The sequence below is a fragment of the Thalassotalea montiporae genome, from assembly GCF_053485855.1.
Genome location: NZ_JBQRUO010000009.1, coordinates 59,380 through 76,763 on the forward strand (window position 1 = coordinate 59,380; position 17,384 = coordinate 76,763).

Here is a 17,384-nt window from a genome sequence, read left to right on the forward strand (position 1 = left end):
TACGCACTATTAATTATTCGACTTGCTACTGGGGCGCTTTAGGACAGCGACAACGTTTGACTTTGCTGTTCAAGCCACTTAGCTAAGCTTTTAGCGTTTAAAATATTTACGATTTGGTAACCAGGTTGAACAAATCCTAGCTCGGTTAAATGCTTAAGACTTTTGGAAACAGATATTCGACTAACACCCAGTTGTGCGGCAATTTGCTCTTGCGATATCGCAACGGCATTAGTGTTATTGGTTTCGCTGGCCACAATCAGTAATAACTTAGCCAGCCTTGCTGCTAGCGGCAGGCGTTTAAGGTCATCAATTGCTTCTAAGCTTTGATGCAGTCGCGTAGACAGAGACACCAGCAAATCGTAGGCAATGGTGGGGGATTGCTGCAGAGCCTTATTAAGCTTTTCCGAGGAAATGTAACCCAGCTCTGTTTCGCCTACAGCCTCTGCCGTATGGGTTCGAGGAAGATTCGCAAAAACGACAAACTCGCCAAAGCTTTCCCCAGGAAACAGTAGTTTGCTAAGAAAATATCGGCCATCTCGACCATAGTTACCCATTTTAACTGCACCAGAAAGTATAATGCTCAGTCCACTTCCGCTTTCACCACGTTGATGAATCACTTCACCATCACTAAAGCATTGTCGCAATTGCACTGACGCAAGCTGATTTAAGGTGCGCTCAGGCAGGGAGCCCATCATGAGCTGCTCATCAGGCCTGTTTCTAGCTTTAAGGTTCGCCATTTGATCACGTTATATAAATGTAAACTAGTTAACATTTATAAGTCAGTATGCCTGCTATAACAAGTCACATATCTTGGATTACCTGCAAAATTTACTAGGAATAAGCATGATAAAGCGAAAGGCAATTGAATTTATCCCAAATTGGCGAACTGTTGAGGCAATGCCTTCAATGCGTAAGAGATTATTTCCTGCGGCATTCTTTCCTATCGCACTGTTACTTGCGTCACTAGCGAGTGGCTGCGATAGCTCTGGCACTGACGAGCAAGCTGCAAGCTCGTATACCCAAAAGCATAACGAAGCAGTACTTGAAAGTTTACCTTTTGACGATGTGACTGATTTTAAGCAAGCAGAACGTGGTTTAATTGCCCGAGATCCGCAGTTAATAATCAAAAGCGACAGTGGTGAAGTACTTTGGCAAGCAAGCGACTATGATTTTGTGAATGGGGAAGCGCCAGATTCAGTTAATCCTAGTTTATGGCGGCAGGCCAAACTCAACGGTATGCACGGGCTTTACCGAGTCACTGAAGGGATTTACCAAATTCGCGGCTATGATATTGCCAATATGTCGCTGATCAAAGGGCATACTGGTTGGATTATTGTCGACCCGCTAACCGCCTTTGAGTCTGCACAAGCGGCGATGACAATGGCGCAAAAACACCTTGGTGAGATAAAAGTCACGGGCTTAATTCTTACCCATAGCCATATTGATCACTTTGGCGGAGCACTGGCAATTATCAATCCGGAACAAGAGCCAAACGTTCCTGTGATCGCGCCTAAACATTTTATGGCGGAAGCGACATCAGAGAATATTCTTGCTGGTGTTACCATGGCGCGTCGTGCGGGTTATATGTATGGTCGTAACTTAGCGAAAAGTGCAACGGGTAAAGTCGATTCTGGCCTAGGTAAAGGCTCTGTATTTGGGCGCATGGGCGTGGTTCCGCCGAATCAGTTAATCGACCAAACTGGGCAAACAATAACGATTGATGGGGTTGAATTTCAATTTCAATACACGCCAAACTCGGAAGCGCCCGCAGAGCTTACTTTCTATTTACCTCAACACAAAGCGTTTGCAGGCGCAGAATTAGTCTCTCGTCAAATGCACAACCTGTATACATTGCGCGGTGCGAAAGTGAGAGATGCGCTTTCTTGGAGTAATCATATTGAAGATGCGCGCAGGTTGTTTGGTCATGCGGAAGTGTATTTTGGCAGCCATCATTGGCCCATTTGGGGTAGTGAGGCAATCGACCAATTTTTGCGTGGTCAGCGAGATATTTACAAGTTTATTCACGATCAAACGCTGCGCTTAAGCTATAAGGGTTACACCCCAAGTGAAATTGCTGAAGAATTAGCTTTGCCACCATCGCTTGCGCAATCATTTTCTAATCGAGGCTACTATGGCACGGTTAGCCATAACGCCAAGGCTGTCTATCAGGCTTATTACGGATGGTACGATGGCAACCCAGCCAACCTAAATCCGCTGCCACCCAAAGCAAATGCACAAAAATATATTGCGGCGATGGGGGGCGAGGAAGCAGTACTCAAATTAAGCCAAACAGCGATAGACAATGGCGAATATCGCTGGGCTGCAGAGTTGCTTAATCACTTGGTGTTCGATCAAGGCAGTGCTGAGGCAAAAACAATGTTGGCACAAGCTTATCGTCAGCTGGCATATCAAGCAGAATCAGCACCTTGGCGAGACTCGTATTTAAGTGCTGCACAGGAACTTACCCAAGGTAAAAGCACAAATGTTATCAGTTTATCCATGATGCGAGACTTGCTTGAACATGCACCTGTGCCCAGATTTTTTGATGCGATGGCAGCGACATTAAATGCTGAAGATGCACAAGGTGAAGAACTAAGCTTTGTTTTCGAACTTACCGATCGCAACGAAAAGCATGTGCTGTGGCTTGAAAACTCGGTATTGCATCATCGCCCTTATGATGGGCAAGAGGCGCTAGAATTCGAGGTAAACACGCAAATTAGCATTAGTCATTCGCTGTTTATGGACATTGTCTTGGGCGAAGCTAGCTTGTTAGATTTAGCGGGGTCAGACGACTTGGCAATTAAAGGCAGTACCATAGATTTAGTGGGCTTTTTAGCTATGCTCGACAAGCAAAAAGACGCCTTTGATATTGTTGAACCATAACGGTTCTAGGTTGCCAGTTCTAGGCTGCTGGTTCTAGATTAAAGGTGAAACCTTTATTTAACCATTAACCCAACATTTCAATAACATTTGGTTAGTTAATGCTTATAAATTAGAGTTGATAATTTCAGCTCTAATTTTTTAGTTAGCCAAAGCATTTTTAATACATACCCCTTTCAATACAGATGCCTTCCCACCTCAGGTTACTTGTCGCTTTTACAACTTATCTCTGTATTTTTTATATGGAAATAAGTATGTTATCGCGTCATTTGGCTTCAAGCTGTTTGCCCCTAAAAAATAGCGCGTATAAACTTGGTAAAGCGCAATTTCGGTCAAGAATTACTTGCCAGCGAGATTTAGTATGTCAGCGTTAAAGAGAGAAAAGTACTATGTCTAACCATCAACATCGTTTTATTGAAGTCGTGCGCTATATCGAAGCAAATCTTGATACCGATATCAATATCGATAAGCTTTGCCATTTGGTACATTTGTCGAAATTTCACTTTCATCGACAGTGTTCTGCATATTTTGGCATGTCGGTGATATCGCTTGCTCGGCTATTACGATTAAAACGAGCCGCTTATCAATTGGCTTATCGCGATGATAAGAATGTGTTAGATGTTGCGTTGGCGAATGGCTATGAGAGTCATGAAGCATTTTCTCGGGCGTTCAAAAAGCACTTTGATATGCGCCCGTCCCAGTTTAGGAAAGCGCCTAGTTGGGATCTTTGGCAAACTCAATATGAACCTATATTAACGCTAAGGAATAAAATTGTGAAAAATCAACAAGCATTTCAAGTAGATATTGTCGATTTCCCCAAAACTAAGATTGCTGCAATAGAGCATCGTGGTTCGCCAAATTTATTGGGGGCAACTATTCAGCGCTTTATCGAATGGCGAAAGCTTAATAGACTGCCGCCAAGCAAGAGTAAAACTTTTAATTTAGTTTATGACGACTCACGAATTACGCCTCCCGAAGCTTATAGATTTGATGTTTGCTGCCAAGTAGACACTGACATTCAAGCCAATGAACAAGGCGTGGTCGGCAAGGAAATACCTGCTGGGAAATGTGCGAAAATACGGCATGTAGGATCTGAAGATACGTTAGGAACCGCCATTGATTATTTATACGCTAATTGGTTTGAAGCATCTGAATATGAACTGCGTGATTTCCCTATTTTTCTTGAGAGAGTGAGTTTTTTTCCAGAAGTTGCTGAGCATGAAATGACGACGGATGTTTATTTGCCGATTCTCTAGCGTAATGCTTAGCGTGTTTTCTCGTATATCACGAAGTAACTGCGCGGTTCGCCAAGCGAGAGATAGCTAATTTTGTTAAAAAAGCTCAAAAATATCTTTCTGTCTTTTTTGTCGTTTAATATTGTTGAGCCTTAAATTACTTTGTTTTAATTAGCCTCAATTTACTTTAGGTCAATCATCTCATGGCCAACTAAGAGCCACTTGATAAAGTGGTTCTTAGTTTTTTATGTGCGTTACCAAGTGGAATTACTTTATATAACACAGCTTGGCGGCATGATTATTAAGGGGACTTGTCAGCAGGGGCGCCTTGTTCAAGCTTATTAATATGCAGATCGTCTCGATCGAACACTTGTCCTCTGAGAATAATCTTATCGATATCGTCGTAGGCGTTAATAGTTTTTAGCGGATTACTGTTTAACAGCAATAGGTTTGCACGTTTGCCTTTTTCAACGGTGCCATAATCCTGCGACAAATTATAAAGGTTGGCATTATTGATCGTCGCAGCCGCCAAAATACCTTTTAACTCAACACCTGCCTTGTGCATATCGGCCAATTCCCAATTGGTTGCTAGCCCTGGTTGAGAGGCAAAAGTCGGTGCCGGCGGTGTATCAGACCCCAGCAAAATAGTAGCGTCATGGTCATATAAATACTTGAGGACTCTCTGGCCATTAATTTGCTTTGCACTGAATCGCTCGATGATCAGTTCGACAGGTGGCTTGCCCCAGTCTTTGTGCATTTCAACATTAAACCATTGGCCTGCGTTTGATTGATACCAAGCTATTTGCCACAGAGGTAATACGGTTTTGTATTCACTTCGGTCGATATGGTCTTCAACCATTAGATCGGTTAAAGATCGGATAACATTTAACGTCGGCTGATAGGCGATATCGTGGTTAAGAATTTTGGTAAGAACACCGCTAACTTTAGGGGGAAGCGCTGCTTCAGTTGATAACTTTTGCTCTTCTAACCAATTCCATAGTCCATGTCCCATCACTGAAATCTCGGCGTTTGCCGCAATATCCTGCATATCGGTTGCATTGGCATGTGCCATGGTTGGTAAGTTGAGCGATTTTGCGTACTGTGTAAGCTCATTTAATGTCGCTTCACTTACCATTGGTATGTTGTTAGCCAAATCAAAGCCGTTTTCAATATACACTTTTGCACACACAGCACCGTCGTTTTTTAATCTTAACAAGCTTTGTTTGGCTTGATGCGCATGAGTTATCGCTTCGGTCGTTTTAGGATCTGTGTCTTGGGCTAGGTAGTAAGGACGTTCATGATGCAGATGTTTATGAGGAATGCCTTGAGCGTTATAGCCATTAAACACAGGCATAGCACCACAGAAAAACGCATCGGGTGTTAAACCACTTTCATGAAACCGCTTAATACCGTCTTTAGTATTTGACGGGTCGATAACTTGCGTAACGCCATAATACAAATAATTAGTACCTTGTCTGGCAAGAAAAGCGGACTGCATATGCGCAGCATTGGCATCCAAAAAATCTATCCCCGGCATGGTTTTTAAGTGCACATGGCTATCGGTTAACCCCGGGATAAGGTATTGATCACTACCATCAATCACTAATTTTGCTTTTGGCGGCTTTGTTAAACTACCTATTTGGCTAATGCGATTTCCTTCAATTGCAACCCAATGATTGGGTTTGACACTTATTTGATGCTTATCAATAGGTGAAACTATTGTTGTACCTTCAATTACCAAATCAACGTCAGCCAAACTGGCTGAGCTCATATGAGTTGAAGCAGCGCTAACTGAGCTAGAAAAAGCTGAGCAATAAAAACACGCTAATACCGCATAACCTAAAACTTGTTTTTTCATGAAATTCTCCTGTTAAAGGTATGACCTTAATAAAGGAGAGAATTCTGTATCTAAGTTATCTATAATAATTGTCTAAAATTTTTCTAAAATAATTAAAAAACAATACTATTCAGTTGTTTAAGTGGTCATCAATGGAATCGTTTCAGCTTGGGAATTGGCGTGTTTCACCACGGTTAAATCAACTAACGCTCGAGAATACCGAGCAAAAACTCTCCATTACGCCCAAGTTAATGCAACTTCTGCTGGTGCTTGTTGAACACAAATATCAACCTATTGGGTTAGAAGAATTAATTGAAGAAGTATGGCCGCAGCGTGTAGTCGCAGATAGTTCGGTTTACCAAGGTATTGCTCAGTTACGTAAAGTGCTTAGCGCGGACGACCAGCACCAACAATACATTGAGCGTATTTCAGGGCAGGGCTATCGAATTGCGCCGGATATCGCGATTGAAGTCTATGCCGATGAGTCAGGCACGTTAGGCTTAACCCCTGATTCAGAGAACACTTCTCAACATAAAAAGTACTGGTTGCTCGGCATCTGCTCATTGTTGGTGGTAACTGCATTGTTTATCGCCGTCAATATTCAGAGCTATAGCCCCAAAAGAGAGGCTGGCGCATCGCAATATTTTGAGCAGTTTACGTTAGCTAACCATTTACTCTCTCAGCAAGATGTCGCACAACTAGACCAAGCGAAACAAATTTATTTAGAGGTCATTGAGCAAGACAGTAAGAATGCCGAAGCGCTTAACGGGTTGTGTAATAGTTATAGAATGTTAGCGATATATGGTGATGTTACCGAGATTGAACGAGACACCTTGTGCCAACCTTTGTTAGAAAAAGCATTTGCTCATGCCCCCAATAATGCACAAGTTTTGGCTTCTGTGGCTCGCCAGCATTTTGAGCAAGGCCACACCAGCCAAGCCCAAGCCTTGTTCGAACAGTCTTTGGCAATAAACCGAGATGACGCCATGACATGGCATTGGTATGGTCGCCTGAAACGCAATCAAAATCAGGTGGCTGACGCGCTTGCGGCTCATAAACGCGCATTTAAGCTTGCACCGAATGATCCCATTGTGCTGCGTGGGCTAGCATATGCTTATTTAAACAACAGAGATTTAACTAATGCGCGAAAGTACTTTGAACGCAGCGTTGTAATTTCCCCTAACTTTAAACACAAAGCACTGTATGAACTAGATTTTTACCCATTGAATCAATCGCGAGCAGCACATTATTTGAATTGGTACAGACAACATCAAGAAAGTTACGTAAAAAAATATCCTGCACACAAACTTAGCCACATTTTGTTCTTGTTAAGCGTAAATCAAGGGGCGTTAGCACAAGAGATTTTTGATCAGTTTGATGCCGTTAATAGTGTGCCGCAGCACTTCTTACTTTATGTAAAGGCATCACTGGCTTGGTATTATCAAAAACCAAACGAGGCGCTTGCTTATTTGCAGCAGCGCTATCAACTAGCGCCTGAGCAAAATCATTTTGTGATGCCTTATTTATTCGCATTAGTTCAGCTTAATCATGCTGAAAAAGCATTAACGTTATTTAAAAAGCACTTCCCGGAAATAGTCACACTCAAGCAGGTGACACACGAAAATAGAGGGCAATATTTATTGCTTGCTAGGCTGTATAAAGCGACCGAAAAAAGTCTTTTGTACCAAGATGCTTACGAGCGGCTACTAGCGTCTATGCAAGAATCTACGTTTAGTATTGAGCACCAGCTACTTTGGAATGCGTTAAATGACGATGATGCTAACAATGTCGATTTGCTCAACAAGTTACTGAATAACGGCTGGTTGCCTGATTTTAACGACAATATGTTCTCAATTGACCGCTATTCAACACTTGCTGGCTCGAATAACAGTGAAAAAATCTGGTTAGTTAAGCTAAGTAATATTCAACGATGTATTTGGCAACATACGCAGTGTGAAACAAATTGATGTCTGCGTGCGACGGTAAGACGGGTTTATAAATTTACAATTGAACCAATTGTATTTACTAGAAAATTTACGAATACAAGTTCGAGTTAGGGCAATCACATTGCAAATATATGACAGAAATATTTCAAATTCAGCTTTGTGTCTCTAAAGTTTTGTTGTATCATGCCCGCCCAATCGAATAGCAGCAATGCTGTGCACTTCAATTAACTCATTTTATTTATTTCTCGCCCATCTGCTTATGCAGTCGGCGGTTTTGCGCGCGCATAATTTTTATGAGCTGAAATTATAAAGTGGAGTTGATGAATTGAGTTGCTGCATTCATCAAGGTTGGTACTCAACAGGAAGAGTTAAAACCTCACGAAAAAACACAACAATTTTTTTATTGAGGACAAACATGAACACCACTAAGTCGCCATTAAATCTGCGTCGTACTTTAAACCCTATTTCAGCCGCAATTACATTAGCCGTAGCCGGATTTGCTGCTACTCCTGTACTAGCGGAAGAAGCTGACACCGATTCAAACATTGAATCAATTACCGTGACAGCGACCAAACGCTCTCAGGTTATTTATGAAGTACCAATTGCCATCAGTGCTTTCTCTGGCGATGCATTAGCCTCTCAAGGTATTAGCGACATCACCGATGTTGGTAAATTTGTTCCAAACCTAAACATTACTGGCTTCTCTGCAGGTCATAACTCATCTGCTAACCCGTTTATTCGTGGTATCGGCTTGCAAGATCACTTGATCACCACAGACCCAGGTGTAAGTGTTTACGTTGATGGTGTTTACTTAGGTCGCCAAGTTGGTCAAAACTGGAACCTTCAAAACATCGAACGTATCGAAGTATTACGTGGTCCTCAAGGTACTTTATACGGTCGTAACTCCATTGGTGGTGCAATTAACATCATCACTAAGCAGCCAGACGAAGAAGCAATCACCAAATTTAGCTCAGAAGTTGGCACACGTGGTCGTGTTAAAGCAAGCGTATTTACCAACCAAGCAATTACCGACAATTTAGCGATTAACTTTAACCTTGGTTACAACCGTCGCGGTGGCTTAGGTGAGTTCATCAACCTACCTGATGCTAAGTATGATGTTGGTGAAAATCGTGAATACTACGGTCGTTTCTCTGCAAAATACACAGTAAATGAAGATTTATCATTCACATTGACTGCTGATATGAATGACGGTGAAGGTGGTACTCGTCCTTACACTACATTAATTGATGAACTACCAAACGGCCGTTACTACCAAAGTGGTCTGCGTAACTCTGATGTAGCCGCTGATCGTTACGACAACGCAACTGGCACTATTGAAACGTCAGAAGTGAGCAATGAAGCTGATGGTTTCTCATTAACTGCTGATTACAACATTTCTGACGAGTTAGGCTCTAAACTAATTTTCAGTAAGCGTTCTTCTGAGTACAAAGCAGGTCTTGATGATGACGGTACCATTGTCGCACTAGATCACTTCCCTGAGCGCGGTGAAGCAGACCAAACGTCTGTTGAATTACAATTCAACGGCTATGTTGGCGATGTTGATTTCGTGACCGGTTTATACTGGTTCGAAGAAGAAGGTAGCAACCGTCAAGATGCTTCAGAAGCAAGCTTTAACGGTGGCCCAACCAAACTTGAGTTAGACCAAAAAACAACAAGTAAAGCAGTATTCTTGAACGTTGGTTACGACTGGACAGATGAATTACGCGTTACTGGTGGTATCCGTTACACAGAAGACGAAAAAGAAGCGTCTGCAAACGTATTCGACCCTGTGGGCACTGTGTTCTCTGAGCGCGATTGGGATGAATTCTCTTGGGAATTAGCTGCGAACTACACGTTTGACAATGGTTTAAACTGGTACGGTACCATCCAAACAGGTTACCAATCAGGCCAGTACCCAGCGCGTCCATATTTCTTAATTGGTCAGTTCTTTGCTGAAGGCGGTTTCGACAACCTTGACCAAGCAGCGGCAGCAGTTCAAGCGAACAACGACTTCTTAGCAAGTGACAACATCAGCGCGATTAACTACGAAACGGGTTTCAAAGGCCAACTAACACCTGATTTCAGCATGAGCGTTGCATTCTTCAATACTGAGTATGAAGATTTACCATACCAAGTAAACACAGCAACAGACTCAGGCTTTGACACTAACAACTTGATTGTTGAACAAACCTCTCGCGGTATTGAATTTGAAAGTACTTACTCTGTAACTGATAACTTCACACTACACACGAGCTTTGGTTTTATGGATGTTGATGTAGATGAGCAAAACGGCATTAAGCCAGTTGCGCCATTAACACCAGACTTAACGGCATCAATTAGCCCGTCTTACGAGTTTACGCTTGAAAACGGTGCGCTAATTACTTCGCGCATGGACATTTCATACCGTGACGAAATGTACGGTGAGCCAACTTCAGATGCACGTCGTATGACCGAAATTGAAAGTCGTACAACGGTTAACTTTGACATTAAGTACGCGCCAGCAGGTGCTGACTGGGATATCTCACTTTACGGTCGCAACATTTTTGATGAGCGCTACGAAGATGCACGCTTAAACACTGGTGATTACATTCTAGTGATCATGAGTAACGATGCGAGCGAGTTCGGCTTACGCTACTCATCAACATTCTAAGCTCACGCTTAAGAGCTTAAAACAGCGAGAACAATCTGAAATTAGCTCTCAAAAAAGTAAAGCCAGTTAGCGGTAACGTTAACTGGCTTTTTTAATGGGTAGCAGTAAAAATAGCCGCTATAACCACATTAGTTATTCAGAGCTGAGGTTATTTAGGCTAGCTAAGGCTTATTGACTCGGGCGATAGCACCTTGCACTAAGCGTTCTGTTTTAACAATGGCTCTGGTATGCGTTCCGCTACCAGCGATCCCTCCTTTATCATGCAGCTCTACTTCAAACTGATAAAGTTTTCCTACCATGCCGATGTAGGTTGCGACAGCTTTGACTTCTTGATTATTAGGCGTTGCGGCAAGGTGATTAACGTTAACATTAACGCCAACAGATAGTTCGTCACTTTGCAGAATAGGTTTCATTAGGCGAGCAGCTGCTAATTCCATTAATGCAATCATTCTTGAGGTTGCGAACACTTCAGGAAAATTATCATCTTCATCAATTGGTAGGTCGCTGGCGAGATCTTTCGATTGAACAGTGTAAGTTAATGCTAGGCTATCCTTAATTTCCATGGCTAATTTCCTATTGTAGAAGTGACCTTGAGTCGAATGTGTTGAGCATATAAATTTAACTTAGCTTACTTAATTAATTTCAGCATAGTTAATCTCAGTACAGCTAACTAGGAGCTGAGCTCACTCAATGACGAAATCACACGAACGCCATTGGGTGCAAGCTCAGACGAATTTCTTCTGAACCAAATCGGAAGAATGCCAGCATTCAGCGCGGGCATTACGTCTTTGGTTAAACTATCTCCCACCATATAAGTGGATGATTTATCTGCGCTAATTTTAGCTAGTATTGCAGGAAGAAATTCAGGTTCGCCTTTAGCAATGCCAAGGTTAGCTTGGCAAAAGTAACCAGTGATAAATTGACTCAAGCCGACTCGCGCAAACGCTTGTTCGATTTCTGGTGCTGAAGATTCCGCTGCACCAGTCGCAATATAAATTTCAGCATGACAGGCAAGCTGTGAGAGTAGTTCATACGCACCATCTATCGCTTGAACGGTTTCCCATTCACACATTTTGCCTTGCGCAGTGGGAAAATCCACCATTAGGGTATCTCCCCAATCAAACAGATATACTGGTTTCATATTGCTCCCAAATGAGTGCGTATAGGTTTATTTTCAGATACTTGTTGCTAAATAGTACTTATCAATTTTGTTATCGTTGCAATTGAAACATAGGGTTGTAAATGACTCCCAAGGGGTTTCCGAATGGGTCTTGGACGACGCCAAGTTTGATACCACCACCAACATCAGTGATTGGGTTAAGTTGCTTGGCACCTAAATCGAGTAGTTTTTGGTAAGTGGCTTCAACGTTGTTCACCCCCCAATAAGCGACAACATTTGAGCCTTTTTGCTTCTCGCCAGTCGGCATTAAACCAAGTTCGAAGCCTCCTATATTAAAGCCAACATAGTAGGGCTCGTCAAAATATGGGTCAGTGCCGAATGCTTTAGCATACCAGTGCTTGGCTTTTGTAATGTCATTCACCATATAAACGCTTGTTCTTAGCCCCAGAATTTGAACATCTTTTGAATCAGCTTTTAAGCTCTCCAAGTTGGGTTGACTATTGGCAGAGAAAGATAAGTAAGGAAATAGCAGTAGAATACAGATTAAATACTTCATTAGTTTTTATTCTTGTTGATAAATTGTAATGGTTTTTTCACGTTAAGGCTGGAGTGCCTAAGCCATAAAATCTACCTTTAACTGTTGAATTGATGCAAGCATTGAAGTGAGTTAAAGCAAATAATTCGATCAAGTAGTAAGTGCGTTAGGGTATATGAACTAGACACTTCGTTAGCTTTAAGAGTCAATTCGCTAGATATTTGAACAATTTACAAACGCAGTGCACAAGTTTATCGTAATAAAACAAAAACAATTAAAAAGGTAAGGATAAAGTATGTGGAAATGGATAGGAGTTGTTGTCGCGATTGTTATTGCAGGTGTTACAGGGTATTGGTTTAGCCTTGATAAAAACATCCGTTATTTGATGTTGAATCAGCCGGAAAGTACCAATGTTTTATTTTGGACAACTGCACAGCGCGATGCCGGTTTTCAAACACTCGAACAACTAAACGTTATTCCTTTTAATATCATTGAAAAAGGCGAACGCCCTCACACGCTGTCGATAACAGAGCCGCTAGAAGTTTCTGATAGCGCAATCGATAAGTTTTTTAACGAACAGCGTATTGCCGCCTTGGTGGTGTTGCAAAATGGACAGCTTCGCTATGAAAAATATGGTTTAGGGTTAACTAGCAGTGATAAGTGGACGAGTTTTTCAGTGGCAAAATCGTTCACCTCAACGTTAGTTGGTGCTGCAATTAAAGATGGGTACATCAAAAGTCTGCAAGATAGAATCACGGACTATATTCCTGATTTACAGGGCAGTGTTTATGACCAAGTTACCATAGAGCAAGTGTTAACTATGATATCGGGGGTAGCTTGGGATGAAGATTATTACGACCCTAGTTCAGATGTGTCGAAATTCAATTTTCATACGCCAGAGCCTGGTTTGGATGCCACAGTCAGTTATATGCGTCATCTTGGCCGTGCGAACCCCGCAGGCACAACATTTGTGTATAGCACGGGCGAAACCGGTTTAATTGGTTTGCTGGTGAGCCAAGCAACAGGGAAAACATTGTCGAATTATTTATCAGAAAAAGTATGGTCACATATAGCCGTGCAAAAGGACGCTTCTTGGCTACTAGGACCAACAAATCATGAAATTAGTGGCTGCTGTATTCAAGCAACGGCTAGAGATTTTGCCTTGTTTGGTGACTTTGTCTTGAATGGTGCGCAAGTTAATGGCACATCTATTGTCCCCGACAATTGGTTTGCTAAAGCGGCATCTAATCAAGTTGAACTGGGCGAAGGTGCAGGGTACGGTTTTCAGTGGTGGACGTCAGCAAAAGGCCATTTTGAAGGAAAAGGTATTTATGGCCAAGGGCTATATATCGACCCTGAGCACCAACTGGTGATTGCTGTTAATGCTAATTGGGAAGGGGCGATGACGCCTGCGAGCTACCAATCAAGAAAAGCCATGTATCAGTATTTTTCTGAGCTTTTTGCCAACAATAGCGCTAATAAAGTGGCGAGTAACTAACTGATTTATTGCAGCTTTTATATGAGTTGTAAAAATCGAAAATAAGCGCTGACAGCAGTTATCTGTCGGCGCTTGTTCTTTTTTGGCACGCTCTACTTAGCGGGAATTTCTGTTGCTTGCCATGCCACTACTTGCCAGATGCCGTCGCGTTTTAGCAAAGTTCCAGTATTAAAGTAGGTTTGCTTAATCGCTTTAGCCTTGGCATTTTCTTTGTGCATTAGTTTAAATGCGACAATGGCTGTATCACCGTAGACGCGAATATCAGTATCTTCTGCCCAGTATAAAGGCGGTAAAGTATCGCTACTTTCACTAGCTGCTTTGTCTGCTTTTATCCCCTGAATAATATAGCTTTTATCAAAGCGCGTACCAGACGAGCTAGTGTAAATAAGATCCTCAGCCCAAAACCTTTGATGATTAACTAAATCGTCATTAACTGAATTGGCCAAAAAATCATTTAGTAGTTGGCTGATAACAGCCTTTTCGTTGGCTTTGGGTTTTATTTCTTGATTCACTACTAGACTAGTCGTCGCCGCGGCAAAATCGATGCTGCTAAATTGGCTGCAGGCGATAATTAGAAATGCAATGCTAAGTTTTTTCATTGGTAACCTTATTCTTTTTATTTGTTATTACTAGCTTGTTATTCTTTTGCTAATCAATATGTTGAATGTTTTTCTTGTATCGTATTTATGATAAATTAGCGCTTAATAGGTTGTTTATTCACCATCTGATGGTGGTTTTTCTTCCATGATGCCAATCAAATTCTCGTCAGGATCACGAATAAAACCAATCCATAAATCGTGATCAGGCATCTTAGCTGCAAACGCTGGTGGGCGTTCAATGGCAACACCTTTGACATTTAACTGCTCAAAATACTGCTCTATATTAGTGGTTTGGTAGTAGATCACTGATGTGTGATGATCTTGCTCACTTCCTTGCAGCGTTGTTAGCATTAAACGAATATCGCCTAGCTCAAGAAATGCTAGATTGGGTGGCACTTCAAAAGCCAGTGGGATATTGAGCACCTTGTGGTAAAAATTAAGGGCTTTGGGTAAGTCACTAATCGCGATAGCAATTTGTTTGATTGATAGATCACTCGTTGACAGCTGAGTGGCGTCTTGTTGTGTTGGTTCCATCGCCGATATTTCCTAAAGCACTTATACTTGATGACAGCATAGTAAATATTGTTAAAAGTATAAACGCTTAGTATAAATGTCAGAGTAGGTATTTATCTGCTAGCAGCTTATTCAGGCACTATCATCTCTAGTGTGTAGCTCGACTGCTCGGTTCCCACTAATTTTTTCAGCTGTGGTAGGGCGGTTTCCAGCTCACTTGCTAGCTGCCATGGTGGGTTAACAATAAATAAGCCAGTACCTGTCATACCATATTGCTCAGAATCAGGTGTTAAACATAGCTCAACCTTCATTACGTTTTTTAGCTGGCTATTGGTGATGCTTGCTTCCATGGTATCGATAAAGTGACGATGCACCACAGGGTACCAAATCATATAAGTACCCGTGGCAAATTTTTTCTGAGCCTTGATGACCGCATCAACGGCTTTTTGATAGTCACTCTTAATTTCAAATGGCGGGTCGATCAGTACCACAGCGCGGCGTGTTGGCGGTGGCAGTTGCCTTACTAACCCTGCGTAACCGTCTTTTTGAAAAACATTGGCTTGCTTCCAACCCTGACAAAATTGCTCTAGCAGGGCAATATCCGTATTGTGTAATTCGAACAAACGGGCGCTATCTTGCTTTCTGGTATGGTATTCGGCAACTGCTGGCGAACCAGGGTAAAGGCTTAAACCTTGCTGGTTAAAGCTTTTGATCAGTTCTACATAGTTGGCGAGGAGTGGCGCTAGGTTAGGCGTACTGTACAGCTTGCCAATACCTTGTTTGTATTCGCCAGTTTTCTGTGCGTATTCATCTTGCAGCTTGTACATGCCAGCGCCAGAGTGAGTGTCGATATAACTGAACCCTTTTTCTTTTTCAGTCATATAGTTAAGCACATAGTGCAACACACTGTGTTTTAATACATCGGCGAAATTGCCGGCGTGAAAGGCGTGGCGATAACTTAGCAAAAGAATTCCTTACTGAATGGTATGTGGTAATTGGTAATGGGCAAGGTAGGCTCTGGCGATATCTTTACGGTGCTTAATCGCATATTTGAACTTGGTAGATTCTGTATGAGCGGCGAAATAATAGTACTTACCATCTTTTTCAACCACGCCAACAAACCAGCCTTGTGCCATTGTCGGGCTAAAGGTTCCTGCCCCAGTTTTACCGTAAATTTTATAATCAGGTGTGTCGTGATTAAGCATTAAGGGCTTAAGCAATTCATAGGTACTGGCTTTTAGCGGTAGTTGTTTAGTGTACAGTCGCTGTAAAAATTGCACTTGTTCGATAGGGGAAATTTGTAAGCTCACACCCAGCCAGAACAAATCGAGACCAGCACTAATATCATGGTTTCCGTAATCGAATGCATTTAGGTAATCTTGCATGCGCTCACTACCTACTTGTGTCGCAATAGCGCGATAGATAGGTACATTGGAAACTTGATATGCCGAGCGCAGGTTATGCTCGCCTGCCGTCCAACTGCTCGGCCACCATTTTTCTGGTGGGTAAGTGTTGGTGTCAGCGCGCATGCTCTGCTCAAGATCGCGAACAATACCTAAATCTAAGGCGATCAACGAATTCGGAATTTTAAAGGTCGAAAATGGGCTAAAGCGCGTATTAGCCCATTGTTCGTTATGAACTATTAACTTGTCTTCAGCGGTAAGCAGAACAAAAGTACATTTGCTGTCTGCTTGTTCACAAGGCAGGCTCGCTGGCGTGTTTGCATTTTCAGGTGCAGCTACAGTCGCATTGACACCAGTTAAATAAACAATCGTGCTTAATGCAACGTTTGAAAGTGCCTTGCGAAATTTTTCCATTTTTATAGTCATTGTCTTCCTTAAATTGGTTGCTGCTTTTGTTAAATGATTAATATGTTTAGCTTTTTCATTAAATCAGATTAGTGAAGTGCCGCACGAAATGGCAGTTTTTCACAAATAGCCGCTTCAGCAATTAATATTTCTTCCAAGCGCACATCTACCTCAGCTTTGTCGAAGTACTCGTACGCCAGTTCAACAAATAAGTTTTTGTGTTTTTCTTCCGATTTAGCAATGGCAACGTAAAAATCTTTATCTTTACCTGCTGGCAATGCCTCGGCTACTAGCGCAAAACGCTCATGACCGCGAGCTTCAATAACACCTGCGACTAACAAACGATCCATTAAAAATTCATCGCGACCACGGCGAAATAGAGCGCGAATTTCTTTAATGTAATTGTCTTTTTTATCGTCAGCTAACTGAACGTCACGGGCGATTAATAGCTTTAATACTTGTTTAAAATGAATTAATTCTTCAAGCGCTAAGTCAGTCATTGCTTTCACTAACCTTAGGCGATCAGGGTAGTGAGACAGCATTGACATGGCCATACCTGACGCTTTCTTTTCTGCAGCTGCATGATCTTGCAAAAAGGCATCAAAATCAGCCATTACAGCTTCGGTCCATTCGAATGGGGTGTGGTACTTCAATTCAAACATAGCGATATCGTCTTCTCGAGCGTGAATTACAAAGCGCTAGCGAGTCATTTTACTAGCACTATAAAAGGCGGCGATTTTACCAGTGTTAGCGCTTTTGGCAA

15 protein-coding genes are annotated in these 17,384 nt (G+C 42.1%); 5 read left to right on the forward strand and 10 right to left on the reverse strand.

Annotated features, from left to right (window positions below; translation table 11 throughout):
- Window positions 1-38: 38 nt before the first annotated feature.
- Window positions 39-737 carry a Crp/Fnr family transcriptional regulator gene (locus ACSLUR_RS17885; protein ID WP_448556661.1) on the reverse strand — a complete coding sequence of 233 codons (699 nt, stop codon included), beginning with the start codon at window positions 735-737 and terminating at the stop codon, window positions 39-41.
- Window positions 738-843: 106 nt separating this feature from the next.
- On the opposite strand from ACSLUR_RS17885, the gene ACSLUR_RS17890 reads away from it, so the two are divergent.
- Both ACSLUR_RS17890 and ACSLUR_RS17895 read left to right on the forward strand, forming a co-directional pair.
- The gene (locus tag ACSLUR_RS17890) at window positions 844-2,883 is read left to right on the forward strand and encodes an alkyl/aryl-sulfatase (RefSeq protein WP_448556662.1); all 2,040 of its coding nucleotides are present in this window, start codon (window positions 844-846) and stop codon (window positions 2,881-2,883) included.
- Between the two features lie 386 nt (window positions 2,884-3,269).
- Window positions 3,270-4,136, forward strand: coding sequence for an AraC family transcriptional regulator (locus ACSLUR_RS17895; RefSeq protein WP_448556663.1), 867 nt, complete (start codon window positions 3,270-3,272; stop codon window positions 4,134-4,136).
- A gap of 280 nt (window positions 4,137-4,416) precedes the next feature.
- On the opposite strand, the gene ACSLUR_RS17900 is transcribed toward ACSLUR_RS17895, so the two are convergent.
- A complete protein-coding gene (locus tag ACSLUR_RS17900; protein WP_448556664.1) occupies window positions 4,417-5,973 on the reverse strand; it encodes an amidohydrolase family protein in 1,557 nt (518 codons plus the stop codon).
- A 131-nt stretch (window positions 5,974-6,104) separates the two neighbouring features.
- On the opposite strand from ACSLUR_RS17900, the gene ACSLUR_RS17905 reads away from it, so the two are divergent.
- Both ACSLUR_RS17905 and ACSLUR_RS17910 read left to right on the forward strand, forming a co-directional pair.
- Complete coding sequence (locus tag ACSLUR_RS17905; RefSeq protein WP_448556665.1) at window positions 6,105-7,919, forward strand: winged helix-turn-helix domain-containing protein; 1,815 nt, start codon at window positions 6,105-6,107, stop codon at window positions 7,917-7,919.
- A 394-nt stretch (window positions 7,920-8,313) separates the two neighbouring features.
- Window positions 8,314-10,548 carry a TonB-dependent receptor gene (locus ACSLUR_RS17910; RefSeq protein ID WP_448556666.1) on the forward strand — a complete coding sequence of 745 codons (2,235 nt, stop codon included), beginning with the start codon at window positions 8,314-8,316 and terminating at the stop codon, window positions 10,546-10,548.
- 161 nt (window positions 10,549-10,709) lie between these two features.
- On the opposite strand, the gene ACSLUR_RS17915 is transcribed toward ACSLUR_RS17910, so the two are convergent.
- The 3 genes from ACSLUR_RS17915 to ACSLUR_RS17925 form a co-directional block, all read right to left on the reverse strand.
- A complete protein-coding gene (locus ACSLUR_RS17915; protein ID WP_448556667.1) occupies window positions 10,710-11,111 on the reverse strand; it encodes a thioesterase family protein in 402 nt (133 codons plus the stop codon).
- A 107-nt stretch (window positions 11,112-11,218) separates the two neighbouring features.
- Window positions 11,219-11,689, reverse strand: a complete 471-nt coding sequence (locus tag ACSLUR_RS17920; protein WP_448556668.1) for an HAD family hydrolase — start codon at window positions 11,687-11,689, stop codon at window positions 11,219-11,221.
- A 70-nt stretch (window positions 11,690-11,759) separates the two neighbouring features.
- Entirely contained in the window at window positions 11,760-12,224 is a 465-nt protein-coding gene (locus tag ACSLUR_RS17925; RefSeq protein ID WP_448556669.1) for a VOC family protein, read from the reverse strand.
- 274 nt (window positions 12,225-12,498) lie between these two features.
- Between ACSLUR_RS17925 and ACSLUR_RS17930 the strand changes: the two genes are divergently transcribed.
- Window positions 12,499-13,701 (forward strand): serine hydrolase domain-containing protein, encoded by a 1,203-nt coding sequence (locus ACSLUR_RS17930; RefSeq protein ID WP_448556670.1) that lies wholly within the window; start codon window positions 12,499-12,501, stop codon window positions 13,699-13,701.
- A 92-nt stretch (window positions 13,702-13,793) separates the two neighbouring features.
- Here the strand turns inward: ACSLUR_RS17930 and ACSLUR_RS17935 are convergent, their stop codons facing one another.
- The 5 genes from ACSLUR_RS17935 to ACSLUR_RS17955 all read right to left on the reverse strand — a co-directional run bounded on the left by ACSLUR_RS17935 (window position 13,794) and on the right by ACSLUR_RS17955 (window position 17,283).
- Window positions 13,794-14,300, reverse strand: a complete 507-nt coding sequence (locus tag ACSLUR_RS17935) for a nuclear transport factor 2 family protein (protein ID WP_448556671.1) — start codon at window positions 14,298-14,300, stop codon at window positions 13,794-13,796.
- A 114-nt stretch (window positions 14,301-14,414) separates the two neighbouring features.
- On the reverse strand, window positions 14,415-14,834 hold the full coding sequence (locus ACSLUR_RS17940; protein ID WP_448556672.1) for a VOC family protein: 420 nt from the start codon (window positions 14,832-14,834) through the stop codon (window positions 14,415-14,417).
- Window positions 14,835-14,941: 107 nt separating this feature from the next.
- Complete coding sequence (locus ACSLUR_RS17945; RefSeq protein ID WP_448556673.1) at window positions 14,942-15,778, reverse strand: 23S rRNA (adenine(2030)-N(6))-methyltransferase RlmJ; 837 nt, start codon at window positions 15,776-15,778, stop codon at window positions 14,942-14,944.
- Between the two features lie 9 nt (window positions 15,779-15,787).
- Window positions 15,788-16,642, reverse strand: a complete 855-nt coding sequence (locus tag ACSLUR_RS17950; protein ID WP_448556674.1) for a penicillin-binding transpeptidase domain-containing protein — start codon at window positions 16,640-16,642, stop codon at window positions 15,788-15,790.
- Between the two features lie 68 nt (window positions 16,643-16,710).
- A complete protein-coding gene (locus ACSLUR_RS17955; protein ID WP_448556675.1) occupies window positions 16,711-17,283 on the reverse strand; it encodes a MiaE family protein in 573 nt (190 codons plus the stop codon).
- Window positions 17,284-17,384 lie beyond the last annotated feature (101 nt).

What these genes read in the sequence shown, in the direction of transcription:
- ACSLUR_RS17910 (WP_448556666.1), top strand. Translation starts at nt 8,314, where the DNA reads ATGAACACCACTAAGTCGCCATTAAATCTGCGTCGTACTTTAAACCCT.
- ACSLUR_RS17900 (WP_448556664.1), bottom strand. Translation starts at nt 5,973, where the DNA reads ATGAAAAAACAAGTTTTAGGTTATGCGGTATTAGCGTGTTTTTATTGC.
- ACSLUR_RS17935 (WP_448556671.1), bottom strand. Translation starts at nt 14,300, where the DNA reads ATGAAAAAACTTAGCATTGCATTTCTAATTATCGCCTGCAGCCAATTT.
- ACSLUR_RS17885 (WP_448556661.1), bottom strand. Translation starts at nt 737, where the DNA reads ATGGCGAACCTTAAAGCTAGAAACAGGCCTGATGAGCAGCTCATGATG.
- ACSLUR_RS17950 (WP_448556674.1), bottom strand. Translation starts at nt 16,642, where the DNA reads ATGACTATAAAAATGGAAAAATTTCGCAAGGCACTTTCAAACGTTGCA.
- ACSLUR_RS17940 (WP_448556672.1), bottom strand. Translation starts at nt 14,834, where the DNA reads ATGGAACCAACACAACAAGACGCCACTCAGCTGTCAACGAGTGATCTA.
- ACSLUR_RS17920 (WP_448556668.1), bottom strand. Translation starts at nt 11,689, where the DNA reads ATGAAACCAGTATATCTGTTTGATTGGGGAGATACCCTAATGGTGGAT.
- ACSLUR_RS17925 (WP_448556669.1), bottom strand. Translation starts at nt 12,224, where the DNA reads ATGAAGTATTTAATCTGTATTCTACTGCTATTTCCTTACTTATCTTTC.
- ACSLUR_RS17905 (WP_448556665.1), top strand. Translation starts at nt 6,105, where the DNA reads ATGGAATCGTTTCAGCTTGGGAATTGGCGTGTTTCACCACGGTTAAAT.
- ACSLUR_RS17955 (WP_448556675.1), bottom strand. Translation starts at nt 17,283, where the DNA reads ATGTTTGAATTGAAGTACCACACCCCATTCGAATGGACCGAAGCTGTA.
- ACSLUR_RS17915 (WP_448556667.1), bottom strand. Translation starts at nt 11,111, where the DNA reads ATGGAAATTAAGGATAGCCTAGCATTAACTTACACTGTTCAATCGAAA.
- ACSLUR_RS17930 (WP_448556670.1), top strand. Translation starts at nt 12,499, where the DNA reads ATGTGGAAATGGATAGGAGTTGTTGTCGCGATTGTTATTGCAGGTGTT.
- ACSLUR_RS17890 (WP_448556662.1), top strand. Translation starts at nt 844, where the DNA reads ATGATAAAGCGAAAGGCAATTGAATTTATCCCAAATTGGCGAACTGTT.
- ACSLUR_RS17895 (WP_448556663.1), top strand. Translation starts at nt 3,270, where the DNA reads ATGTCTAACCATCAACATCGTTTTATTGAAGTCGTGCGCTATATCGAA.